Here is a 22462-nt window from a genome sequence, read left to right as displayed (position 1 = left end):
ATGACCGACGCCCAGGACCGCGCGAACCGCTGGCCGATCACCATCTCGATCATGCTGGCGACGGTGATGAACTCGCTGGACTCGACGATCGCCAACGTCGCCCTGCCCCATATCCAGGGCAGCGTTCAGGCCTCGCAGGACCAGATCACCTGGGTCCTGACCTCCTATATCGTGGCCTCGGCGATCATGATCCCGATGACCGGCTGGCTGGCCGATCGCATCGGGCGCAAGCGCCTGTTCCTGATCTCCATCGGCGGCTTCACGGTCGCCTCCATGCTCTGCGGCGCGGCCACCTCCCTGCCGGAGATCGTCGGCTTCCGCCTGTTGCAGGGCCTGTTCGGCGCGGCCCTCATCCCCCTGTCCCAGGCGGTGTTGCTCGACATCAACCCGCCGGAGAAGCACGGCCAGGCCATGGCCATCTGGGGGGCCGGCGCGATCCTGGGCCCCATCCTGGGGCCGGCGCTCGGCGGCTGGCTGACCCAGCAGGCCTCCTGGCGCTGGGTGTTCCTGATCAATCTGCCGGTCGGGATTCTCGCCTTCCTGGGCGTCTTGATCTTCATCTCGGCCGACCGCGAGACCAAGGCCAAGCCCTTTGACTTCCTGGGCTTCTTCTCGCTCACCTGCTTCATCGGCGGGCTGCAGCTGATCCTCGACCGCGGCCCCGGCGTCGACTGGTTTTCCTCGCCGGAGATCTGGACCTATCTGGTCGTGATCCTCTGCTCGGTCTGGGTGTTCATCGCCCACACCCTGACCGCCAAGAACCCGTTCTTCGATCCGGCGCTCGCCGCCGACCGCAACTTCGTCTCGGCCAGCGTCTTCGGCTTCTTCATCGGCATCCTGCTATTCTCGACCATGGCTCTGCTGCCGCCGATGATGCAGGGGCTGATGGGCTATCCGGTGCTGACCTCGGGCCTGGTCAGCATGCCTCGCGGCGTCGGCTCCTTCATCGCCATGTTCGCGGTGGGCCAGTTGGTCGGCCGGGTGGACACCCGCCTGATCCTGATCACCGGCCTGTCGATCTCCTGCGTATCCCTGACCCAGATGATCCATTTCGACCTGTCGATGGGTCCGACCCCGTTCATGATCTCGGGCTTCATCCAGGGCCTGGGCATCGGCCTCCTGTTCGTGCCGCTGTCGACGCTCGCCTTCGCCACCATCCCGCCGCACCTGCGGCCGGAGGGCTCGTCGCTCTACACCCTGATCCGCAACATGGGCTCGGCGGTCGGCATCTCGATCATGCAGGCCCTGGTGGTCGCCAACACCCAGACCATGCACGGCTCGCTCGCCGCCCACATCAATCCGTCCGATCCGGTGGTCCGGGCCGACCTCGCCGGCCGCTTCGACCTCAGCAGCGTCACCGGCCTCCAGGCGCTCAACACCGAGGTCACCCGCCAGGCCACCATGATCGCCTATATCGACGACTTCAAACTCATGCTGATCATCACCATCGCCTGTATGCCGATGCTGCTGCTCATGCGCCCCGCCAAGCGCCAACCGGGCGGCCATGTCGCCATCGAGGTCGACTGACCCCATGCATCCTTCCCCCATGTCCCGTCGTAGAATGACCAAGCGGGCCGCCCTGGCCCTGCCTCTGACCCTCGCGCTCGGCGCCTGCGCCGTCGTGGGGCCGAACTTCCAGCGACCGGCCGCGCCAGGCGCCCCCGCCTATGCGATGGCCGGCGACGCCGGAGCGCCCGCCGTCCGTCTCTCCCCCGACGTCCGGACGGCGGGCGCGTGGTGGCTGGCCCTGGGGTCGCCCGAGCTCGACCAGACCATCCGCCTGGCCCTGGCCGGCAGCCCCACCGTGGCCGAGGCCGACGCCACCCTGCAGAAGCTCCAGGCCGAGACCGCCTCGGCCCAGGGCGCGCTGGGTCCTCAGGTCGATGGCAGCGCCGGCGCCCAGCGGGAACGGATCAACACCCAGTCCTTCGGCTTCACCGGCTTCCCCAGCCCGACGATCAACCTCTATTCGATCGGCGGCACGGTCAGCTACGACCTCGACCTGTTCGGCGGCGGCAAGCGCCGTCTGGAGGCCGCCCGCGCCCGCACCCAGGCCCAGGTGAGCCGCGTCGACGCCGCCTATCTGACCCTGACCGGCAATGTCGCCATGCAGGCCGTGAAGATCGCCGCCCTGCGCGCCGAACTCGACGCCCTGGACGCCATCGTCGCCGACGACCAGCGCACCGTCGACATGGTCGGCAAGGCCCAGGCGATCGGCGGCGCGGCCCCCTCCGACCTCACCGTCGGCCGCGGCGACCTGGCCCGCGACGCCGCCCTGCGCCCCGCCGTGGAGCGCGACCTGGCGCTCGCCCGCCACCAGCTGGCCCTGCTGGTCGGACGCACCCCCTCCGACTGGGCCGCGCCGGACTTCAGCCAGGCCGGCTTCACCCGCCCCGCCGAGATCCCGGTGGGCCTGCCCTCCAGCCTGGTCCGCCAGCGCCCCGACATCCTGGCCGCCGAGGCCGAACTGCATGCCGCCACCGCCGATGTCGGCGTCGCCACGGCCAGCCTCTATCCCAACATCCGCCTCACAGCCGGCCTGACCCAGGGCTCGATCCAGCCGGAGAACATCTTCCGCTACGATTCCACCGGCTGGAACCTGGCCGGCGGCCTCACCGCGCCGATCTTCAACGGCGGCCGGCTCAAGGCCGGCCAGCACGCCGCCCAGGCCGAGGCCCGCGCGGCGCTGGCCCGCTACAACGGCACGGTGCTGCGGGCCTTCGTCCAGGTCTCCGACGCGCTCGCCGCCCTGGCCGAGGACGACAAGGCGATCGCCGCCCTCGTCGGCGTCCAGTCGGTGCAAGAATCCCGCCTGAAGGACGCCCGTGCGGCGTACAGCCTGGGCGGCGGGACGCTGTTGTCGGTGATCTCCGCCGAGCGCGACCTCGCCAAGTCCCGCCGCGACCTGGTCAACGCCCAGGGCCGCCGCGACCAGGACCTGGTCAGCCTGCTGGTCGCCACCGCCACCAACTGGAAGCCCGCCAACAGCTAGGCTAAGCCTGCGGCCCCGTGTCCCGAGGTCCGTCATGAAGGTCGCCTATCTCGCCTGCGCCGAGGTGCTCACCACCGCCGCGAACCGGCGCGTGGACGCCTATGAGCACGACCGCGAGCTCGACGCCTTCACCCCGGCCTTCGCCGCCCGCGGCCTGACCCTCACCGAGGCCGACTGGCGGACCTGCGATCCGGCGGCTTTCGACCTGCTCTTCATCCGCACCACCTGGGACTATACCGAGCGCGAGGCCGAATTCCTGGCCTTCCTCGACCGGGCCGGCGCTGTCACCCCGATCGCCAACGCCCCCGAGCTGATCCGCTGGAACCTCTCCAAGCGCTATCTCGAGGGCTTGGCCGCGCGGGGCCTGCCGGTGATCCCCAGCGTCTTCACCGACGCGCCGGTCGCGCTCATCGAAGCCTTCGACCGGCTGGGCGCCGACGAGCTGGTGCTCAAGCCCGTGGTCGGCTCCTCCGGCTTCGGCCAGGCCCGCCTGACCCGCGCCGAGGCGGCGGGTCGCGTGCTCGAGCCCGGCCAGTTCGCCCAGCCCCTGATCCCGGAGATCCTCACCGAGGGCGAGATCTCCTACATCTTCGTGGCCGGCCAATTCTCCCACGCCGTCCGCAAGACGTCGGGCTCGGGCGACTACCGCATCCAGGTCATGCATGGCGGGCTGGAGCAGGCCCACCACCCGGACGCCGCCGAGATCGCGGTGGCGCAAAGCTTCATCGACGCCCTGCCCGTCCCGGCGCTCGCCGCCCGCGTTGATCTCGTTCCGCACAAGGGCGGCCTGCTGCTCATGGAGCTCGAAGTGGTGGAGCCCCACCTCTTCCCGCACTTCGCCCCCGATCTCGGCGAGCGCCTGGCCCGGGCCATCGCGTGAAGCACGTCCTGTTCGTCTGCAGCCAGAACAAGCTGCGCAGTCCCACCGCCGAGCAGGTCTTCGCCGATTGGCCGGGCATCGAGGTCGCCTCGGCCGGCCTGAACCATGATGCGGTCGAGCCGCTCACCGGCGAGATGGTCGCCGAGGCCGACCTCATCTTCGTGATGGAGAAGGCCCAGCGCAACCGGCTCAGCCAGCGCTTCAAGGCCCATCTGAAGCGGGCACGGGTGATCTGCCTCGATATCCCCGACGACTACGCCTTCATGGACCCGGACCTGATCGCCCTGCTCCGCGCCAAGGTCCCGCGCCACCTGCCCAGCCGCTGAGAGGCCATCGCAAGCGCTTAAATCCCCCATTAAGCCCAATGGGTTAGTCTGGCCTCGGAAGACCCCTGCAATGGGGCCGAAGGCCGGGAGGCCGCCTATGTCGACTTCAGTGAGCAGCTTCAAGCGCCACGCCCACGATCATTTCGAACCCCAGCATTCCGACGACCCCAATGCGCAGCGTCGCCTGCGCGGTCAGCTGGAGCAGATCGACTACACCGCCTACGCCTCCAACAAGGAGGTGGTCGGCGCCATGCTGGGTCACGCCGACCTGGCCAAGTTCCAGAAGCTCGCCGTCGCCGCCGCCCAGGCCCGCGCCCAGTGGGTCAAGGAGGCGCTCGCCATGACCGAGACCATGCGCCCCGATCCCAAGGGCATCGCCCGGCTGGGCGAGCTGCGCATGCAGTATCAAGAGCTGATCGAGGCCTATGAGGCCATGCGCCGGATGGTGGAGCGCGGCTACCTGTCCTACCGCAGCCCCACCGCCGGCTGATCAAGCCTACTTCATCGCGTCGTCATAGAACTTCGCGACGTCGGCCTTCATCTGGGTCAGAGCCTGAGGGTTCAGATAGACCATGTGGCCGGAGGGGTAATAGGCGAAGCGGACATTACCCTTCAGCGAGGGATCCAGCTGCATGTGGTTGATGTCGTACTCGGTGCCGAAGAACGGCGTGGCCATGTCATAGAGCCCGTTCAGCGAATAGAGCTTCAGCTTCGGGTTCTGGCGCATCGCCATGGAGAGGTCCTGGGCGGTGTCGGCCACCTGGGCGGCGCGGTTCGATCCCGGCGGCTTGTGCTTCCAGTCCCAGGCCTGGTTGATGCCCGGGCCTGACGGGAAATAGGCCAGGTCGGTCGTATAGCCGAGGTCCTGCTCCAGATAGTCGTGCAGGGCCGCCGTGAACGGTCCCGAGACCTGCACGTCGGAGGCGTCATATTCCGGCCCCTCGCCCGCGGCGTCCACATCAATGGCGGTGAAGCGGCTGTCATAGCGGCCCACTGTGCGGCGCTGGTCGCGCAGCAGCTCCTTGCGGAACCGTTGCAGGTCGACCCGCAGATTGGCCCGCTTGATGAAGTCCACGGAGAGGCCGGTATAGGCCGACATCTTCGTCGCCACCGCGTCCAGCTCGGCCGGCGAGATGGTGTCGCCCTTGGCGAGCGCCGAGACGTAAGGTCCGTTGGCGAAGTCGCGCACCTCCTGCAGGAAGGCGGTCATGTCCGCAGGCTGGCTCGCCAGCCTGTGGTGATAGGCCGCCGTCGCCGCATAGCTCGGCAGATAGGTCTGGTAGATGTGGTCGAAGCCCGCGTCGCGGGTGCCGTAGTTCAGGATGGAGGACAGGATCAGCACCCCGTTCAGGGCGACGCCGCGGTCCTGCAGCTCATAGGCCAGGCCCGCCGTGCGGGTCGTGCCGTAGCTCTCGCCGAACAGGAACTTGGGCGAGTTCCAGCGGTGATTGATCGTGATGTAGCGCGTCACCCCCCGGGCGAAGGCGTCGATATCCTGGTCCACGCCCCAGAACTTGGTCCCCGGCGTGTCGCCCAGCGGCCGCGAATAGCCGGCGCCGATGGCGTCCAGGAACACCAGGTCGGACTTGTCGAGCAGGCTGTCATTGTTGTTCTGGCGCACGAAGGGCGGCGGGCTCGCCGGGTTCGGCGCATTGGTCTTCACCGTCACCGGCCCGAACGAGCCCATGTGCAGCCAGAGCGACGAGGAGCCCGGCCCGCCATTGTAGAAGAAGGTCACCGGCCGGTCGGCCTGGCCCTTCCCGCCGTCGGCCACATAGGCGACGTAGAACATGCTGGCGGTCGGCTTGCCCTCGTCGTCGCGCAGGGTCAGCGTGCCTGCGGTGGCGGTATAGGCGATGGCCTTGCCATTGATGGTCACGCTGTGGCGGCTCGACTTGGCCTGCTCCTGCACGGGCGCCTTGGCGGTCTCGCTCTCGGGCAGCTTCCCCGGCTTGTCCTCCTTGCTCGCGGAGGCCGCGGCCGGCGGCTTGGCCTCCTGGGCCAGGGCCGGAACGTTCAGGGCGAGCGCGCAGGCGCCGGCCGTCAGAATGGTCGCGAATTTCCGCATGGCGATCCCCTCGCTGTCGCGTGAACGCGAGGCGGGGGAGACACGCTCGCCCCCCGGCCGCGCCGTAACTGTTACGACCTAGCACCGCGAACGGCGGCGCGCCGCAAGCGGAATGTTGAGACCGCCGTTCGGTGGTCGCCGGCCTGGCGACGCCTCGAGCGCTGGCGCCACCAAGGCGTGGGTTTTCGCAGCTCGCTCTACCCTCGATTTATTCCTTGAATTTTCAATATCTTAAAGGGTTTCACTCAAGGATTGATCCAGGGAGGCCGCATGAGCAGCCGCAAGATCAGCCGAGCAGACCCCGCGCTGACGGGGGCCGAGGGCGACAGCTCTTACCGCCTGACCCTGGCGGGCCTCATCCTGCCGACGATCATCCACTTCGGCTTCAACGCCCTGTCCGGCATGGCGCTCGCCCTGCTCGGCCACCCCGTCGCCGCGGTCGTCAGCTTCGTGACCGCCTGCGCCGTCGACGCCCATTTCCAGCGCACCCTGCGCCGCTGGCTCGCCGAGCCCGCCGCGGCGGAGACGCCCCGGCATCTGCGCAACCTCGCCTGGATCTGCGCGGTCCGGGTGACCAGCTATCTGGTGATCCCCCTCTGGCTCTCGGCGCGCGGCGGCGCCGGCGAGATGGCCTTCCTGGCCATGACCGTCGCCATCACCATCGCCATCGCCTGCGCGAACGGATCCCTGTCGCGCACCATCTTCTGGTCCATGGCCGCCCCGGCCATGGCGGCCATGACCGCCATGGTGCTGCTGACCTTCACCGGCCTCACCCTGGCCGGCCTGGTGCTCGGCCTGATCAGCATGACCCTGCTGCTGGCGCTCGTCTCCTATGGCACGACCAAGGCCGTGACCGCCTGGCAGACGGCCTATGCCGAGAACCTCGCCCTGATCCCGGCGCTGGAGGCCGCCCGTGACCAGGCGGTCGCCGAGCGCACCGCCGCCGACGAGGCCCGCGAGGCCGCCCGCCGCGCCAACCGCGCCAAGTCCAACTTCCTCGCCACCATGAGCCACGAGATCCGCACGCCGATGAATGGCGTGCTCGGCATGGCCCAGCTGCTCAAGCGCGAAGAGGCCGATCCGGTCCAGAGCGAGCGGCTCGACACCCTGATCGAGAGCGGCGAGTACCTGCTGTCGATCCTCAACGACATTCTCGACGTCTCCAAGATCGACGCCGGCCGGCTGGACATCACGCCGGCCGTCGAGGACCTGCCGCAGTTCCTCGACCGGCTGGTCGCCTTCTGGGGCGCCCGCGCCGATGAGAAGGGCGTCAGCCTGCGCCTGGAGGCCGAGCCGGACCTGGCCCATTTCGTCTGGATGGACGCCCTGCGGGTCCGCCAGGTTCTGTTCAATTTGATCGGCAACGCCCTGAAGTTCACCGACGCCGGCGAGGTGGTGGTCAAGGTCAAGGCCTCCTCCCTCGACGAGGCCCGCATCGGCCTGCACGTCTCGGTGCGCGACACCGGACCCGGCATCGCCCAGGAACACCTCGGCGCCCTGTTCGAACGGTTCTCCCAGGTCGACGAGTCCGAGGAGCGCAAGTTCGGCGGCACCGGTCTGGGCCTGGCCATCGCCAAGCAGCTGACCGAGCTGATGGGCGGACGCATCTGGGTCGAGAGCGAGCCCGGCCGCGGATCGGACTTCCAAATCGCCCTGCCGCTGGAACTCGCCCAGGCCCCGGTCGCTCCCGAGGCGGCGGCCGACGACGTCGAGGACCTGGACGCACCGCTCGACCTGCTGATCGTCGACGACAACCCGGTCAACCTCCTGGTCCTGGACCAGATCCTATCGGCCTTCGGCCATCGCATCGAGAAGGCGACCAGCGGCCCCGCGGCCCTCGACCTTCTGGCCCAACGCCCCTTCGACCTGGTGCTGATGGACATCCAGATGCCCGGCATGTCGGGGATCGAGGCCCTGCAGCGGCTGCAAGGCGCCGACGGGCCAAATCGCCGCAGCCCGGTGATCGCGCTCACCGCAGACGTCACCTCCGGTGGGCGCGCCCACTATCTGGGCCTGGGCTTCACCGAGCACAGCCCCAAGCCGATCCAGATCCCCATGCTGATGACCGCCATCGGCCGGGCCATGCGCACGGCCGCCGAGCGCACCAGCCTCGCGAGCTGATCGCCGCCGTTCGCGGAATTCGACGCCCGCTCACCCGGCGTCACACTTGAACCCCCGCCCCCGCCCCGCCAAGCTCGCGCCCGAACCCGCGCGAAGACGCGGATCCTTGCGGGAGCTACGCCATGTCCGATCTCGATTTCTCCGGCCAGACCGTCCTGGTGGTCGGCGGCTCCAGCGGCATAGGCAATGGGATCGCCCATGGCTTCCGCGAGCGCGGCGCGACCGTCCATGTCTGGGGCACCCGGCCCACGGCCAAGGACTATGAGGGGATCGAGGGCTCCGATCTCACCGGCCTCGCCTATGCCTGCGTCGATGTCGCCGACCGCGCCCAGATCAATGCCGAGGCCGCGAAAATCCCGGCCCTCAACGTCCTGGTGCTGAGCCAGGGCACGGTGGTCTACAAGCGCGGCGAGTTCCAGCCGGAGGGCTGGGACCACGTCATGGCGGTCAATCTCGACAGCCCCATGGCCTGTTCCGTGGCCTTCCACGACAAGCTGGCCGCCGCCAAGGGCTCGATCATCATCGTGAGCTCGGTCTCCGGCTTCCAGTCCAACCGCGGCAACCCGGCCTACGCCGCCTCCAAGGCCGGCGCGGTCAGCCTGACCAAGACGCTCGGCGAGGCCTGGGCCAAGGACGGCATCCGGGTCAACGGCCTGGCCCCCGGCCTGGTCGCCACCAAGCTCACCGCCGTCACCACCGAGCATCCCGACCGCATGGCCGGCGCCCTGCGCGCCATTCCCCAGGGCCGGGCCGGCACCCCCGCCGACATGGCCGGGGCCGTGCTATTCCTCGCCTCGCCGCTCGCGGCTTATGTCTGCGGCCAGACCCTGATCGTGGACGGAGGCCTGTCCCTGTCATGAGCCCGCCCCTCAACCTGTCGCGTTCGCTCAAGGGCTCCATCGTCCTGGTCACCGGCGCCGGCTCCGGCATGGGCCGCGCCACCGCCGAGATCTTCGCCGCCGAGGGCGCCCACGTCGCCGTCACCGACTACACCCACGAGGCCGCCGAGGCCGTCGCCGCCCCCCTGCGCGCCCAGGGCCTGTCGGCCCGCGCCTGGGGGCTCGACGTCACCGACCCGGCCCAGATCCGCCAGGTCGTGGCCGAGATGGCCGAGCGCTGGGGCGGGCTCGACATCGTAGTCAACAACGCCGGCGTCTCCGGCTTCGCGGCTATCGACGACGAGGCGCACTATGACGCCGTCTGGGCCAAGTCGCTCGCCGTCCTGCTCACGGCCCACCAGCTGGTGATCCGCGCCGCCCTGCCCTGGCTGCGCAAGTCGGCGGCCCCGCGTATCGTCAACATCGCCTCGACCGAGGCCCTGGGCGCCACCGCCAAGGACAGCCCCTACGCCGCGGCCAAGGCCGGGGTGGTCGGCCTGACCCGCGCGCTCGCCGTCGAGCTCGGCCGCGAGGGGATCACCGTCAATTGCGTCTGTCCCGGCCCCATCGCCACCGGCATGACCGCCAATATCCCCGACGACGCCAAGCAGACCTTCGCCAAGCGCCGCACGGCCATGGGCCGCTACGGCGAGCCGGCGGAGGTGGCCCACATCACCGTCAGCCTCTGCCTGCCCGCCGCCAGCTACATCACCGGGGCGATCATCCCGGTCGACGGCGGGCTCACCGCCCGCAACGCCTGAGGCTCAGGCGACAGCGGCCCGCGGGCTGGTGACCCGCGCGCCGGGGAAGATCCGCAGGAAGTTCTCGGCATAGAACTTGTCGCGCACCGACGGCGCGCGCTCGCCCAGCGACGTCTCGAACCGGGCGATCGGATTGCGGCCGCCCTCGATGTGCGGATAGTCGCTGGAGAACAGATAGAGGTCCGGATTGGACTGGTCGATGAAGGCCCCGACCTCCTCGAAGACGAAGGGCGTGAAGGCCAGCTGATCGGTCATCTGCTGCGACGGCGTGCGGCTCAGCCCCTGCAGATTGGCGTCATTGCGGCTCCAGTGCTTCACCACCCAGTCCAGCCGGCGCAGCAGCTCGGGAACCCAGCCGGCGCCCAGCTCGACACTGGCCCCGCGCAGGCCCGGATGGCGTTCCAGAACCCCGTCCAGGACCATCATGGTCAGGAAGGCTTCCGGGCCCTCGTGCAGCAGGGCGATGTCCTTGGTGCGCAGGTTCTCGCCGCCGCCCAGCCAGTCCTTGGTCGGGGCCCGGCCATTGTTCATCCAGGCCTTGGCCAGCTGCAGCGGCGCGCCGCCGACGTGCAGCACGAAGGGCGTGCCGCTCTCCGCCAGCCGCGCCCAGAAGGGATCCAGGTCCACGTGCCCCGGCGAACGGTCGCCGCAGGGCCGGTGCGGGATCCAGACCGCCTCAAGCCCTTGGGCCAGCACGGCGTCCAGTTCGGCCATGGCGAGATCTGGGTCGTCCAGGGGGATCACCGCCACCCCCATCAGCCGCGCGTCATTGGCGCAGAAGTCGGCCATGTGCCGGTTGTGGGCCCGGGCCGCGCCATAGCGCAGGCGCGGCTCCACCTTCGAGCTCGCCGAGAACGGAAGGGCCACGCTGTGGGTGGCGAACACCAGCTGCTTCCTGAACCCCAGCAGGTCCATGGCCTGGGTCCGGTCGGCCCGGTCGAAGGCGCCCAGGGCCTGGATCTCCTTGGAGGCCTCGATCAGCCGGTCGCCCAGCGCGACCTGGGCCGCCACATGCTCAGGGCTGTGCTTGCCGCCCTGGTTCATGATCACCGCCACTTCCTCGTCGGTGACGATCGAGGCCGAATAGCTGACCTCCGGGATCTCGTCGCGCAGGCCGGGGTCGGCGTACTTCTTCAGAAAGTCCGGCAGCTCCATGATGTGGCTGTCGGCGTCATAGATGTCCCGATCGGCGGGGGCGTAAGGCATGGCGTTCTCCCGTCGCCCGCGCCGATCTCTGAACCCCTCATCCGGGGCCGGCCGCGCGTGGCGTGACGGAAAGTCTGCCCTGCGCGGCGGCGGAAGTCACGCCGGGCGCGCGGCCTCAATGCCCGGCGTCGGGGGATTCAGGCGCCTCGCGATGCACCCGCACCTTGCGCTTCACCGGCTTGGGCTTGACCGGCGGCGGGGGCGGCGGGGCCGTGGCGTCCAGCAGCGCCTTCAGCTTGTCCTGCCACAGCACGGCCCAGGTGTGGCTGCCATGGCCGTGGGTCATTTCGCTTTCCGGAATAAGCACATAGCGCCCGTTCCTGATCATCGGCGCGAACTTTTCGGCCAGGCCCAACGACGGCGGATTGATGAAGTCGTCGGCCGAATTCACCCACATCACCTTGGCGGTGATCTTCGACAGCCCCGCAGAGGGATCGTAATTGCGCGAGGCGCTGACCTGATAGAGCAGGTCATTGGCGTCCAGGCTGGTCAGTTCGTCGGCGACATATTCCTCGGCATAGGCGTCGACCTCGGCCCGCGTCGGCATCGACTTCTGCATCTGGATCGGCGCCGAGCCCGCGATCGACAACAGGGCTGCGGCCTCGCGCAGCGCCCCCTGCGGCTGGGTCTGGTAATTGCCCTCGTTCCAGTCCGGGTCGGCCAGGATCGCGTCGATCAGGAACTTGCGCCACAGCCGGTTGCGCCCGGCCAGCGCCGTCGGCTGGCAGGCCATGGGCATCAGGGCGTCCATGAAGTCCGGATGGCTCTCGCCCAGCACGAAGGCGTGCATGCAGCCCATGGAGGTGCCCATCACCAGCCGCAGGTGATCGACCTTCAGCCCCTCGGCCACCAGGCGGTATTCCGCCTCGACCATGTCGTCATAGTCGTAGCGGGGAAACCGGGTGCGCAGCCCGTCGCTGGGCTTTGAGGATTTCCCGTGCCCGATGCCGTCGGGCAGGATGATGAAATACTTGGCCGGATCCAGCACCCCGCCGGGGACCATCAGCACATTGGCGAACTGCGGCCGGAAGAACTGATGGCCGTCCCCGCCCGTGCCGTGCAGCACCATGACCGCATTGGTGACGTGACCGGCCTTGTCGCGGATCGGCGTCCCCAGGGTGGTGTAGTGCATGCGCAGCTTCTCCATCACCTCGCCGGTGCCGAACTTGAAGAAGGGGATCACATAGTCCCCCTCCTGGTGCGGCGGCTCGGAGCCCTGGGCGGCCTGGGCGGCCCCACCCACGAGACAGGCCGCGGCGGCGGCCAGGGCGGCGAAGGTGCGGAACATCGAAAGGCCTCCGGGAGGATCAACGCGGGCAGTCTAGACCGAGTCCCCGGCGCCACAGGTCGACCCGGACATCGCGACCGAACGAAGCGGAGGCGCCGATCCGGGGCGCGCCCTATCGCCTGCGACTTAAGACCCTGTTAGGGCTGGCGTTCGATTCTGCCAGCCCCCGCTTGAGGCCTCCCGGCCACAAGGAGCCGCCCCCCATGCCCGTTCCGGACCAGACCGCCGCGCCCGCGCCGATCGAGGTCTCCCTGGTGATCTGCACCATGAACGAGGCCGACTCCATCGCCCCGGTCATCGCCGAGGCGCAGGGCGCGCTCGGCGCGCTGAGCCACGAGATCATCATCATCGACGACAGCCCGGACGAGCGCACCGCCGACGTCGTTCGCGCCTGCGCCGCCAAGGACAGCCGCATCCGCCTGGTGCGCCGCGAGGGCGTCCGCGGCCTGGCCTCGGCCTGCATCGCCGGATGGGACGCGGCCCAAGGCCAGATCCTCGGCGTCATGGATGGCGACGGCCAGCATGAGGCGGGCCTCCTGCCCCGCATGGTCGCCGCCCTGCGCGCCGAGCACGCCGACCTCGTCATCGCCAGCCGCTTTGTCCACGACCGCGACATCGGCCTGACCGGCTTTCGCCGGGCGCTCTCGATCTTTGGGGTCTGGCTCAGCCGCATCGTCATCGGCGCCGCCACCACCGATCCCCTGGCCGGCTTCTTCATGCTGCGCCGGGACTGGTTCAACCAGGTCCGTCCGCGTCTGTCGGGCGTGGGCTTCAAGATCCTGGTCGACGTCCTGGCGGGCGGCAAGCGCACCCCGAAGGTCGTCGAGGTGGCGACCAAGCTGCGTCCCCGCATCGCCGGGGCGTCCAAGCTCGACCTGCGCATCATGGTCGAACTGGCCGCCCAGTTGATCGAGACCCGATCAGGCCGGGTGATCCCCAGCCGCTTCGTGATGTTCGCCGGCGTCGGCCTGACCGGGGTGGTGGTCCACACCTCGATCCTCGGAACCCTGGACGCGCTGGGCGCCCCCTTCTGGGCGGCTCAGGCCAGCGCGATCAGCGTGGCCATGATCTCGAACTTCGCGCTCAACAACCTGCTCACCTTCCGCGACCTGCGGCTGACGGGCCGGGCCTGGTGGCGCGGCCTGGCCGGCTTCGCGCTCGCCTGCTCCTCGGGCGCGGTGATCAGCGAGCTGGTGGCCATCGGCCTCACCCATCTACACGCCCACCGCCTGGTGGCGGGCGTCATGGGCGCGGTTGTCGCCTCGCTGTGGAACTACTGGAGCGCCAGCCGCGCCGCCTGGGGCGTGGCCCCCAAGGGCCGCGACGCCGCCCAGGGCGAGGCGGTGCGCAAGGCGACGGAGACGGAGACCGGAGCCTCCGCCTAACCGTGCTCTCCTTCTAGAACTTGTAGCCGACCTCCAGGCCCCAGGTCCGCGGCGGCTGATAGATCCGCAGATTACCCAGGGCGCCCAGGCCGAAGGTGTTGTTGATCACCGCCTTGTCGGCCAGGTTCTTGCCCCACAGCGACACCCGCCAGCCCTGGGTTCCCTCCAGGGTGATCGCCGCGTCATAGAGGGTGTTGGCCGGCCGCATCTGGACGGTGGAGGTGCGGTTCAGCACCCCGCCGCTGGTGTAGATGTCGTCCATATAGACCGCATTGGCGTTGGCCGAGAGGTGGCCGAACGACAGGTCGCGGTCATAGGTCACCCCGAAGCTGCCCGACCACTTCGGCGCATAGGCGAGCGGCAGGTCGCTGTTGTCGGTGGGGTTGTTGATCCCGTCGCTGGTGAAGTCGGTGAAGTTCTTCTCGAACCGCGCGTCCAGCCAGGCGAGGTTGGCGTTGATCCGCCAGCCGCCGCCGACCAGCCAAAGGGCCTCGCCCTCCACCCCGTCGATCCGCGCCTCGCCGGCGTTGGTGACGATGGATTCGTAGATCCCGGCGCTGGTCAGGCCCTGGCTGCCCACCTGCATGTCCGTGTACTTGCTGGAGAAGGCCGCCCCGTTCAGGCGCAGACGGCGCTCGAACAGCTCCGACTTCACCCCGACTTCATAGCTCTCCACCGTCTCCGAGGCGTAGGGCCCGGCCGAGGTGTAGGACGCCGCCCGCCCGTTATAGCCGCCGCTGCGGAAGCCCTTGGACCAGGTGGCGTAGGCCATCACGTCGGGGGTGAACTTGTAGTTGGCGCTGAGCTTGGGCGAGAAGTTGTCCCAATGGTCATCATAGGACTTGGAGGCGGTGAAGAAGAGCGGCTGGTTGGTGAACCGTTTCTCCTCGTAGCTGTAGCGGCCGCCGGCGGTGAGCGTCAGCCTGTCGTTCACGTGATAGTCGCCCTGGCCGAACAGGGCCCAGGCGATGTTGCGCTGGCCGGCGATCTGCGACGCCGTCGCGCCCTTGTAGATCAGGCCGCCCTGGGTGTTGGTGATGGCGTAGTGCTGGTTCAGGTAATAGGCGCCGACCACATAGTCGAAGGCTCCGCCGGTGCTTGAGGCCAGCCGGATCTCCTGGCTGAACTGCTCGTGGCTCTGGTCGCGATAGGCGTAGAAGAAATTGACGGCGCTGCCGTCATAGTCGCTCTGCACCTTGTCCTTGAAGCTGCGATAGCCGGTCACGCTGGTGACCGTGCCCAGGTCGAGCTTCCAGTTGGCCGTCAGGGCCGCGCCCCAGGTGTCCACGTTCGCGAAGATCGGGGTGTTGTCATAGACCGTATAGGGGTCCTTGGGGTTTGACGTTCCCGCCGGGATCACCGGGGTGGCGGTGCCGGTGTCGGGGCTGAAGTTGTAATAGACATTGCCCGGCAGGGCCGCGTTGCGGAACGCCGCGCCCGAGCCGCGCTCGCGATCACCGTCCAGCACCAGGGCCGCGTCGAACACGTCATTGGGCTTGGCCACCAGGGTCAGGCGGCCGGACAGGGTCTCGTTGTCGCCCACGGTCTTGTTCAGCGTCGCGTTGTGAACATAGCCGTCATAGGTCTTGTAGAGCAGCGAGCCGCGGGCCGCGAAGGTGTCGTTGAGCGGCACGTTCAGGGCCAGGCGGCCCTCGGCGCGCCCATGGTCGCCCACCGTCGCCTGGACCTCGCCGCTGAAGGGATCGCCGGGATTGGGCCGCTTGGTGCGGACGCTGACCACCCCGCCAATGGTGTTGCGGCCATAGAGCGTGCCTTGAGGTCCGCGCAGGATCTCGACCGAGTCGATGTCGAAGAAGTCCTGCAGGGCGCCGGAGTTGCGGGCCAGATAGACCCCATTCATTTCGACGCCGACCGCCGGTTCAAAGGTCGACTCCACATCGGCGAAGCCGAGACCGCGGATGTAGAAGGCGCTGGCGTAGGGATAGGCGCCCACCGGGGCCAGCACCACATTGGGCGACTTGGCGCTGAGGTCGGTCAGGCCCTGGACCGCCTGGGCCTGCAGGGCCTTGTCGTTGAAGGCCGAGACCGCCACGGGCACGTCCTGGAGCTTCTGCTCGCGCTTCTGGGCGGTGACCACCACCTCCTCGATCTGCACCCCGCCCGCGGCGTCCGCCGCCAGGGCCTGGCCGCCGAGCGCCACGCCGAAGGCGAGGCCGCAGGTGGTCGCGAATAGTCGATTGAACGCCGCTTTGCGCATGGCAGTCCTCCCCGATCTCTGCACCAGCCTCCACGGGCTGTTGATCGGAGCGTCGCCGTCGCATTGATATTTGTCAATCTAGATGACGGTATCTCAGCGAATTTTGTCAGTTTGACTGACCATAACCTGATCAGGGAATCCCCGGTCCGTTCCGCTCGGGCCTCATTTTCCCTTGTCCGCCTTGGGCCAGTCGGTGGGGGGATCGCCCCAGTCTGCGGCGAAGGCCTTCACCAGGTTCTCGACATTGCGCGGCCCGATCCGGCGGCGCAGCTCCGCGGCCAGGGCCTCCATGGCGCGGTCGGCGTCGACCCCCATGGCCCGGCCCTTGGGGCTGACCGCCACGATGGTCGCCCGCCGGTCCTCGGCGTCGTCGCGGATCTCCAGCATGCCCAGCTTGACCATCTGGTTGATGGTGGTGTGCACCGCTTGGCGGCTGATCCCCAGGTTGCGGGCGATGTCCGACGGCTTGTGGACCCCGATCACCACATTGGCCATGACCATCGACTGAGGCCGGGTGACCTGGTCCCAGCCCTGCGCCTGCAGGAAACTCTGCAGGCCGTCGTCGAACCACAGGAAGGCCTGCAACAACGGTACGATCAGTTTGTCGGCGCCGATCATGAATCCCTCAAGACTGCCCGGCCACCCTAGAGGCAGCCGATTGCACGTCAAACCGATCGCAGGCCCGCCCCACCGGTCCGATTATCAATCTAGTTGACGAAATGAGGCGCGCATCCCACCTTGCCGGCCGATATCGGACGCCGAACGACGAGGTATAGCGACATGCGCACGACGGGCATCAACCACATGGCGCTGGTTTGCCGCGACATGGCCGAGACGGTGAAGTTCTACACCGAGGTCCTGGAAATGCCGCTCATCAAGACCATCAGCCTGCCCGACGGCGGCCAGCACTTCTTCTTCGACTGCGGCGGCGGTTCGGCCGTCGCCTTCTTCTGGTGGCCGGAGACGCCGGCCGCGGCCCCGGGCATCGCCTCGGTCCGCGAATTCCCCGCCGATTCCAAGTCCGCCGTCGGCTCGATGAACCACCTGGCCTTCAATGTCGCCCAGGAGGATCTCGCCGCCTGCCTCGACCGCCTGAAGGCCGCCGGGGTGCCGCACATGCACACCGTGGTCAATCACGACGACAGCCAGGCCACGGTCTCGGCCACCCTCCACGACGGGGTCTTCGTCCGGTCGATCTATTTCACCGACCCGAACGGGATCATGATGGAGTTCGCCGCCTCGACGAAACCCTTCGTCCCGGCGGATGTGCGCCACGCCCCCGCGGGCGCCACGGTGGAGGTCTAGATGCCCCGTCTGCGTCAGGTGCCCCGCGCCGAGGTCGATCCCGGTGTCGGCCTTCGCATGTACGACCTCTTGTTCGGCGACCGCGATCCCGTCGCCGAGCCCGGCACGGCCACCGGCACGCCCGGCGACTGGTGGACCGTCTTCGCCCTGGTGCCCGACTGCCTGCAGCACGCCGTGGACGGCTTCGGATTCTATCGCAGCCGCAAGCGCCTGATCGATCCGGTGTTGCGCGAACTGGGCCAGACCCGGGCCGGCTGGAACAAGGCCAGCCAGTTCGTCTTCTCCCAGCACTGCAAGTCCCTGCGCGGCCTGGGCGTCTCCGAGGCGAAGATCGCCGCCGTCCCCCACTGGCAGGTGGCCGACTGCTTCGACGAGAAGGAGCGCGCGGTCCTGGCCTATGCCGACTGCCTCACCGCCCAGGGGGGCCGCACCCCCGACGCGGTGTTCGACGCCCTCAAGGCCTTCCTGACCGACGAGCAGATCCTCGAGCTGACCTACATCACCTGCCTCTATGACATGCACGCCGTGATGGCCCGGGCCCTGAAGCTCGAATTCGACGACCGCGCCGAGCCCATCGTCGAGGTCGCCCCGCCCGAGGACTTCGCCGCCGCCGACTTCCTCGACACCGGCCGCGGGGACAAGGCGGAGTAGCCCGCCTCCTAGACCTTCCGCTCCCGCCCCGCCCACCAGGGCGCGCGCAGCTCGGTCTTCAGCACCTTGCCCGCCCCGCTGCGCGGCAGGGGCTGATCCAGGATCTGCAGGCTGCGCGGGATCTTGTAGCCGGCGATCTCGGCCCGGCAGTGGGCGTCGAGGTCGTCCAGCGCCAGGGCCGCGCCGGGCTTCAGCACCACCACGGCGTGGACCCGCTCGCCCCAGCGGTCGTCGGGCACGCCGATGATCGCGCACTCCATGACGGCCGGATGGCGCGAGACCACGTTCTCGACCTCGATCGAATAGACGTTCTCGCCGCCGCTCACGATCATGTCCTTGAACCGGTCGGTGATGTAGACGAACCCCTCCTCGTCCATGAAGCCGGCGTCCCCCGACCAGACCCAGCCGCCGCGCAGGGCCTGGGCGGTCTCCTCCGGCCGGTTCCAATAGCCGGTCATCATGTTGTCGCCGCGGCCGATGATCTCGCCCAGCTGGCGGCGGGGAACCTCCCGGCCCTCCGGATCGACGACGCGCACCTCATAGCCATAGGCGGGTTGGCCGACCGACTTCATCTTCTCCGGATCGGCGCCCGGCCGGTGGTGTCGCGCCTCCAGGAAGGTGTGGGCGCCCATCTCGGTCATGCCGAAGCCCTGGACGATATCGACGTCGGGAAACCGCGCGCGGGCCACGTCATAGGTCCCCATCGGCATGGGCGCACCGCCATAGCCCAGAACGCGAAGCGAGCTGAGGTCGGTCTCGCCGGCCCTGGGGTGGCGGGCCAACCGGTCGATCATGGCCGGCACGGTGAAAATGTGGGTGATCCCGTGCCGGCCGATCAGGTCCAGCATCACCGTCTCGTCCAGCTTGCGCACGAAGACGTGGGCGCCGCCGACCATGGTGGCCATGAAGGTGCCGATGTCGGCCAGGTGGAACATGGGCGCTGAGTGCAGATTGACGATGGTCTCGTCGACCTTCAGCGACATGGTCAGATTGACCGCCATGGCCGCCAGCGCCCGATGGCTCAGCATCACGCCCTTGGGCAGGCCGGTGGTGCCGCCGGTGTAGAAAATCCCGGCGAGATCCTCCGCCCGCCGCTCGGTCTCGGCCGCCGCGGGGCCCCGGTCGACCAGGTCCTCCAGGGCGTGATCGGCCGCCCCGCCCGGTCCGTCCATGCCGATCCAGGCCGTGATCTTGGAGAGGTGCGGCTTCAGGATCGCGGCGGTCTCGGCGAACTCCTCCCCGAACAGCAGGGCGCGGGCGCCCGCGTCCTCCAGCTGGAACCGGGTCTCGGCCGGGGCCAGCCGGGTGTTCAGCGGCACGATCACCGCCCCCGTCCAGAGGATGGCGAAATAGGCCTCGAAATAGGAGTCGCAGTTTTGCGCCAGGACCGCCACCCGGTCCCCCTCGCCCACTCCCAGGCCGCGAAGCGCGCCCGACAGTCGGCGCACACGGTTCGCGACCTCGCGCCAGGTTCGCACCCGGTCGCCGTCGATGGTCGCCACCGCCTGGGCACGGACCAGCTCGGCCCGCAGAAGCGTCTGGGTCAGCCGCATGGCGTCGCCTCCTGGATCACGCCGGCGCCACGGGCCGCGTGAGGTTTCCCCGAACGGCCCCGGGTGTGTCCCCCGAGGTCACGACCGCCCGTCGGACGCGGGCGGATTCGACAGCGAGCCGCGCCCGCCGCCGTCTCCCGAAGGGGTAGCCGACGCCGGTCTTTTGTCAATTAGATTGATGATGTTCCGGCGTCGCGCGGGCGCGGATCAGATCCCCAGCACGGCCTTGGCCATGATGTTACGCTGGATCTCGTTGGTGCCGGCATAGATCGAGCCGGCCCGGTCGTTGAGGTACTTCGACGTCACGGTCCAGGCGCGCTCCGGCCCGGCGACGAAGCCGTCGGCCGGCGGGGTGAAGCCCGGCGAGGGGCCGCCCGGCGCCACGGCGTGCGGCTGATAGGGCGTCGCATAGACGCCCGCCGCCTCCACCGCCAGCTCGGTCAGGCGCTGGGACAGCTCGGTCGAGACCGTCTTCATCAGCGAGCTTTCCGCCCCCGGCGCCTCGCCGTTGGACAGCTTGGACATCACCCGCAGTTCGACCGCCTCCAGGGCCTCGACCGCGATCCCGGCCTCGGCTACCCGGGCCATGAAGCTGCGGTTCTCGGTCAGACCCTCGGCCTCAGCCATCGCCCGGATCTTGCCCAGCCGCGCGGCCAGGCCCGGCGCGCTGACGCCCCCGCCCCGCTCGAACTGCATCAGGTATTTGGCGACCGTCCAGCCCTCGCCGACCCGGCCGACCACATTGGCCTTGGGCACGCGGACATCGGTGAAGAAGACGTCGTTCTGAATGTGCTCGCCCGACAGCGAGATGATCGGCTTCACGGTGACGCCCGGCGTCGCCATGTCGATCAGCAGGAAGGTGATGCCCTGCTGGATGATCTGCTCGCGGCTGGTCCGCACCAAGCAGAAGATCCAGTTGGCGACCGCCGCGTGGGTGGTCCACAGCTTGTGGCCGTTGCAGATGAAGTCGTCGCCGTCGGCGACCGCGCTCATCTGCAGGCTGGCGAGGTCCGATCCCGAGCCCGGCTCGGAATAGCCCTGGCACCAGAAGTGCTCCCCCGACAGCATGCGGGGCAGATAATAGGCCTGTTGCTGGGGCGTGCCGTGGCCGATCAACACCGGTCCGCACATGCCGATGCCCATGGGCGACAGCGGCGGCGCGCCGGCGATCGAGGTCTCCCGCGCCCAGATATAGCGTTTGACGACATCCCAGCCCGGCCCGCCGAATTCCGTGGGCCAGGCCGGCGCCGCCCAGCCGCGGGCGTGCAGCCGGCGCTGCCACTCCATGCTGGTGTCGTAGTCGGCGTAGACGCTGGTCATCCGCCGGCCCCGCTCGCGCAGGGCCGGCGTCAGTTCCTTATCGAGAAAGGCCCGGACCTCGTCCTGGAACGCCCGATCTTCAGCACTCCAAGCCAGGTCCATGAGCCGCTCCCTTAGATCAGTTCGACGATGATGGCCGGAGCCATGCCGCCGGCGGCGCACATGGTGACCAGGCCGCGCTTCAGGCCGCGGCGTTCCAGTTCGTCGATCACGGTGCCGATCAGGATCGAGCCGGTGGCGCCGATCGGGTGGCCCAACGCCATGGCGCCGCCGTTCACATTGACCTTGTTGCGGTCGAGCTTCAGGTCGCGAATGAACTTCTCGGCGACCACCGCGAAGGCTTCATTGATTTCCCACAGGTCGATGTCGTCCGGGGTCAGGCCGGCCTTCTTCAGAACCTTGTGGGCCGCGGGGACCGGGGCGTTTAGCATCAGGGTCGGGCTGTCGCCGACATTGGCCATGGCGACCACGCGTGCGCGGGGCTTCAGGCCGTTCTTCTTGGCGTAGTCCGGCGAGGCGAGCAGGACGGCGGCGGCGCCGTCGACCACGCCCGACGAGTTGCCGGCATGGTGCACGTGCTTGATCTTCAGGTCGGGATAGACCTGGTTGATCAGGCCGGCGAGCGTCGTGCCCTGGGCGTCCATCGGCACATTGGCCATGGCTTCGAACGAGGGCTTCAGGGCCGCCAGGTTTTCCAGGGTCGTCTGCGGACGCGGGAATTCCTCATGGTCCAGGGCGACGCTGCCGTCCTCGCGCAGCACCGGCACCAGCGAGCGGCTGAAGCGGCCTTCGCGGATCGCGACGTCGGCGCGCTGCTGGCTGACATAGGCCAGCTCGTCCAGGGCTTCGCGCGAAATGCCTTCCAGGGTCGCGATCGCGTCGGCGCAGATGCCCTGGTGCGATTGCGGGTGCAGCTTGCGCAGGTGGGCGTTGCCGGCGTCCATCAGGGCCGGGCCGTCGAAGAAGGCGGCGTTCTGCGGGCCGGTGGCCGAGGTGTAGCTCATCATCTCGGTGCCGCCGGCGATGACCAGGTCTTCCATGCCCGACATGATCTGGGCGGCGGCCAGGTTCACCGTGGTGATGCCCGAGCCGCAGAAGCGGTCCAGCGTCATGCCGCTGGCCTTGACGTCGAAGCCGGCGTCGAGCGCGGCCATGCGGCCCAGGTCGTTGCCCTGCTTGCCGCGCTGGGACGAGGTGCCCCAGATCACGTCGTCGACTTCGGCGGTGTTGATGTTGTTGCGGTCCGCCACGGCCTTCATGACGGTGGCCGCCAGGTGTTGCGGGTGCAGATCGGCCAGGGCGCCCTTGCCCACCTTGCCCACGCGCGCGGCGTGCGGGCCGTATCAATGATCCAAGCTTCAGCCATGATGACCGCTCCTTCAAAATGTCTTGCGGCCGCGAGTCTGCGGCGCTTCGCCGGCAACCATGGAACAGGCTCCCTTGCGGCAGGCTAGTCCCGAAATTGCGCCTCTTTTCGGCGCGGACGCGCGGGGCTATGACGCGGCCATGA

At 68.8% G+C, this 22462-nt stretch carries 18 protein-coding genes and 1 pseudogene; 11 read left to right on the top strand and 8 right to left on the bottom strand.

Going from position 1 to position 22462, the window contains the following annotated elements; genetic code table 11:
• From MQH10_RS21620 to MQH10_RS21600, 5 genes are all read left to right on the top strand, one after another.
• Entirely contained in the window at positions 1–1527 is a 1527-nt protein-coding gene (locus MQH10_RS21620; protein WP_242566049.1) for a DHA2 family efflux MFS transporter permease subunit, read from the top strand.
• 19 nt (positions 1528–1546) lie between these two features.
• Positions 1547–2992, top strand: a complete 1446-nt coding sequence (locus MQH10_RS21615) for an efflux transporter outer membrane subunit (protein ID WP_242566048.1) — start codon at positions 1547–1549, stop codon at positions 2990–2992.
• Between the two features lie 34 nt (positions 2993–3026).
• A complete protein-coding gene (locus tag MQH10_RS21610) occupies positions 3027–3872 on the top strand; it encodes an ATP-grasp domain-containing protein (protein WP_242566047.1) in 846 nt (281 codons plus the stop codon).
• Positions 3869–4198 (top strand): low molecular weight protein tyrosine phosphatase family protein, encoded by a 330-nt coding sequence (locus MQH10_RS21605; protein ID WP_242566046.1) that lies wholly within the window; start codon positions 3869–3871, stop codon positions 4196–4198. The genes MQH10_RS21610 and MQH10_RS21605 overlap by 4 nt, the downstream gene beginning before the upstream one ends.
• A 97-nt stretch (positions 4199–4295) precedes the next feature.
• On the top strand, positions 4296–4688 hold the full coding sequence (locus MQH10_RS21600) for a hypothetical protein (RefSeq protein WP_242566045.1): 393 nt from the start codon (positions 4296–4298) through the stop codon (positions 4686–4688).
• Between the two features lie 6 nt (positions 4689–4694).
• On the opposite strand, the gene MQH10_RS21595 is transcribed toward MQH10_RS21600, so the two are convergent.
• Entirely contained in the window at positions 4695–6266 is a 1572-nt protein-coding gene (locus MQH10_RS21595; protein ID WP_242566044.1) for a S10 family peptidase, read from the bottom strand.
• Positions 6267–6536: 270 nt separating this feature from the next.
• Here MQH10_RS21595 and MQH10_RS21590 point away from each other — a divergent pair, with 270 nt between their 5' ends.
• From MQH10_RS21590 to MQH10_RS21580, 3 genes are all read left to right on the top strand, one after another.
• On the top strand, positions 6537–8387 hold the full coding sequence (locus MQH10_RS21590) for an ATP-binding protein (protein ID WP_242566043.1): 1851 nt from the start codon (positions 6537–6539) through the stop codon (positions 8385–8387).
• A gap of 122 nt (positions 8388–8509) precedes the next feature.
• Positions 8510–9247: an SDR family NAD(P)-dependent oxidoreductase gene (locus MQH10_RS21585; RefSeq protein WP_242566042.1), complete on the top strand. Its 738-nt coding sequence runs from the start codon at positions 8510–8512 to the stop codon at positions 9245–9247.
• On the top strand, positions 9244–10026 hold the full coding sequence (locus MQH10_RS21580) for an SDR family NAD(P)-dependent oxidoreductase (RefSeq protein WP_242566041.1): 783 nt from the start codon (positions 9244–9246) through the stop codon (positions 10024–10026). Before MQH10_RS21585 ends, MQH10_RS21580 begins: the two co-directional genes overlap by 4 nt.
• 3 nt (positions 10027–10029) lie before the next feature.
• Here MQH10_RS21580 and MQH10_RS21575 read toward each other — a convergent pair whose 3' ends face one another.
• Both MQH10_RS21575 and MQH10_RS21570 read right to left on the bottom strand, forming a co-directional pair.
• On the bottom strand, positions 10030–11232 hold the full coding sequence (locus tag MQH10_RS21575) for an amidohydrolase family protein (protein WP_242566040.1): 1203 nt from the start codon (positions 11230–11232) through the stop codon (positions 10030–10032).
• A gap of 115 nt (positions 11233–11347) precedes the next feature.
• Positions 11348–12520 carry an alpha/beta fold hydrolase gene (locus MQH10_RS21570; protein ID WP_242566039.1) on the bottom strand — a complete coding sequence of 391 codons (1173 nt, stop codon included), beginning with the start codon at positions 12518–12520 and terminating at the stop codon, positions 11348–11350.
• A 203-nt stretch (positions 12521–12723) separates the two neighbouring features.
• Between MQH10_RS21570 and MQH10_RS21565 the strand changes: the two genes are divergently transcribed.
• The gene (locus MQH10_RS21565) at positions 12724–13905 is read left to right on the top strand and encodes a glycosyltransferase (RefSeq protein ID WP_242566038.1); all 1182 of its coding nucleotides are present in this window, start codon (positions 12724–12726) and stop codon (positions 13903–13905) included.
• A 13-nt stretch (positions 13906–13918) separates the two neighbouring features.
• On the opposite strand, the gene MQH10_RS21560 is transcribed toward MQH10_RS21565, so the two are convergent.
• Both MQH10_RS21560 and MQH10_RS21555 read right to left on the bottom strand, forming a co-directional pair.
• The gene (locus MQH10_RS21560) at positions 13919–16123 is read right to left on the bottom strand and encodes a TonB-dependent receptor (protein WP_242566037.1); all 2205 of its coding nucleotides are present in this window, start codon (positions 16121–16123) and stop codon (positions 13919–13921) included.
• A 162-nt stretch (positions 16124–16285) separates the two neighbouring features.
• Complete coding sequence (locus tag MQH10_RS21555) at positions 16286–16741, bottom strand: MarR family winged helix-turn-helix transcriptional regulator (RefSeq protein ID WP_242566036.1); 456 nt, start codon at positions 16739–16741, stop codon at positions 16286–16288.
• A gap of 162 nt (positions 16742–16903) precedes the next feature.
• Between MQH10_RS21555 and MQH10_RS21550 the strand changes: the two genes are divergently transcribed.
• The gene (locus tag MQH10_RS21550; RefSeq protein WP_242566035.1) at positions 16904–17428 is read left to right on the top strand and encodes a VOC family protein; all 525 of its coding nucleotides are present in this window, start codon (positions 16904–16906) and stop codon (positions 17426–17428) included.
• On the top strand, positions 17429–18079 hold the full coding sequence (locus MQH10_RS26575; protein ID WP_272887081.1) for a carboxymuconolactone decarboxylase family protein: 651 nt from the start codon (positions 17429–17431) through the stop codon (positions 18077–18079).
• Between the two features lie 8 nt (positions 18080–18087).
• On the opposite strand, the gene MQH10_RS21540 is transcribed toward MQH10_RS26575, so the two are convergent.
• The 3 genes and pseudogenes from MQH10_RS21540 to MQH10_RS21530 form a co-directional block, all read right to left on the bottom strand.
• Complete coding sequence (locus MQH10_RS21540) at positions 18088–19632, bottom strand: acyl-CoA synthetase (protein WP_242566034.1); 1545 nt, start codon at positions 19630–19632, stop codon at positions 18088–18090.
• Between the two features lie 207 nt (positions 19633–19839).
• The gene (locus MQH10_RS21535; protein ID WP_242566033.1) at positions 19840–21054 is read right to left on the bottom strand and encodes an acyl-CoA dehydrogenase family protein; all 1215 of its coding nucleotides are present in this window, start codon (positions 21052–21054) and stop codon (positions 19840–19842) included.
• Between the two features lie 11 nt (positions 21055–21065).
• Positions 21066–22318 (bottom strand): annotated as a pseudogene (locus MQH10_RS21530) (acetyl-CoA C-acetyltransferase).
• Between the last annotated feature and the right edge of the window lie 144 nt (positions 22319–22462).

The sequence above is a fragment of the Phenylobacterium aquaticum genome (genome assembly GCF_022695515.1).
Taxonomy (GTDB): Bacteria; Pseudomonadota; Alphaproteobacteria; order Caulobacterales; family Caulobacteraceae; genus Phenylobacterium; species Phenylobacterium aquaticum.
This window is presented reverse-complemented; position numbering and strand designations above follow the sequence as displayed.

What these genes read in the sequence shown, in the direction of transcription:
- MQH10_RS21565 (WP_242566038.1), top strand. Translation starts at nt 12,724, where the DNA reads ATGCCCGTTCCGGACCAGACCGCCGCGCCCGCGCCGATCGAGGTCTCC.
- MQH10_RS21555 (WP_242566036.1), bottom strand. Translation starts at nt 16,741, where the DNA reads ATGATCGGCGCCGACAAACTGATCGTACCGTTGTTGCAGGCCTTCCTG.
- MQH10_RS21540 (WP_242566034.1), bottom strand. Translation starts at nt 19,632, where the DNA reads ATGCGGCTGACCCAGACGCTTCTGCGGGCCGAGCTGGTCCGTGCCCAG.
- MQH10_RS21580 (WP_242566041.1), top strand. Translation starts at nt 9,244, where the DNA reads ATGAGCCCGCCCCTCAACCTGTCGCGTTCGCTCAAGGGCTCCATCGTC.
- MQH10_RS21620 (WP_242566049.1), top strand. Translation starts at nt 1, where the DNA reads ATGACCGACGCCCAGGACCGCGCGAACCGCTGGCCGATCACCATCTCG.
- MQH10_RS21560 (WP_242566037.1), bottom strand. Translation starts at nt 16,123, where the DNA reads ATGCGCAAAGCGGCGTTCAATCGACTATTCGCGACCACCTGCGGCCTC.
- MQH10_RS21590 (WP_242566043.1), top strand. Translation starts at nt 6,537, where the DNA reads ATGAGCAGCCGCAAGATCAGCCGAGCAGACCCCGCGCTGACGGGGGCC.
- MQH10_RS21570 (WP_242566039.1), bottom strand. Translation starts at nt 12,520, where the DNA reads ATGTTCCGCACCTTCGCCGCCCTGGCCGCCGCCGCGGCCTGTCTCGTG.
- MQH10_RS26575 (WP_272887081.1), top strand. Translation starts at nt 17,429, where the DNA reads ATGCCCCGTCTGCGTCAGGTGCCCCGCGCCGAGGTCGATCCCGGTGTC.
- MQH10_RS21550 (WP_242566035.1), top strand. Translation starts at nt 16,904, where the DNA reads ATGCGCACGACGGGCATCAACCACATGGCGCTGGTTTGCCGCGACATG.
- MQH10_RS21610 (WP_242566047.1), top strand. Translation starts at nt 3,027, where the DNA reads ATGAAGGTCGCCTATCTCGCCTGCGCCGAGGTGCTCACCACCGCCGCG.
- MQH10_RS21535 (WP_242566033.1), bottom strand. Translation starts at nt 21,054, where the DNA reads ATGGACCTGGCTTGGAGTGCTGAAGATCGGGCGTTCCAGGACGAGGTC.
- MQH10_RS21575 (WP_242566040.1), bottom strand. Translation starts at nt 11,232, where the DNA reads ATGCCTTACGCCCCCGCCGATCGGGACATCTATGACGCCGACAGCCAC.
- MQH10_RS21585 (WP_242566042.1), top strand. Translation starts at nt 8,510, where the DNA reads ATGTCCGATCTCGATTTCTCCGGCCAGACCGTCCTGGTGGTCGGCGGC.
- MQH10_RS21615 (WP_242566048.1), top strand. Translation starts at nt 1,547, where the DNA reads ATGTCCCGTCGTAGAATGACCAAGCGGGCCGCCCTGGCCCTGCCTCTG.
- MQH10_RS21595 (WP_242566044.1), bottom strand. Translation starts at nt 6,266, where the DNA reads ATGCGGAAATTCGCGACCATTCTGACGGCCGGCGCCTGCGCGCTCGCC.
- MQH10_RS21600 (WP_242566045.1), top strand. Translation starts at nt 4,296, where the DNA reads ATGTCGACTTCAGTGAGCAGCTTCAAGCGCCACGCCCACGATCATTTC.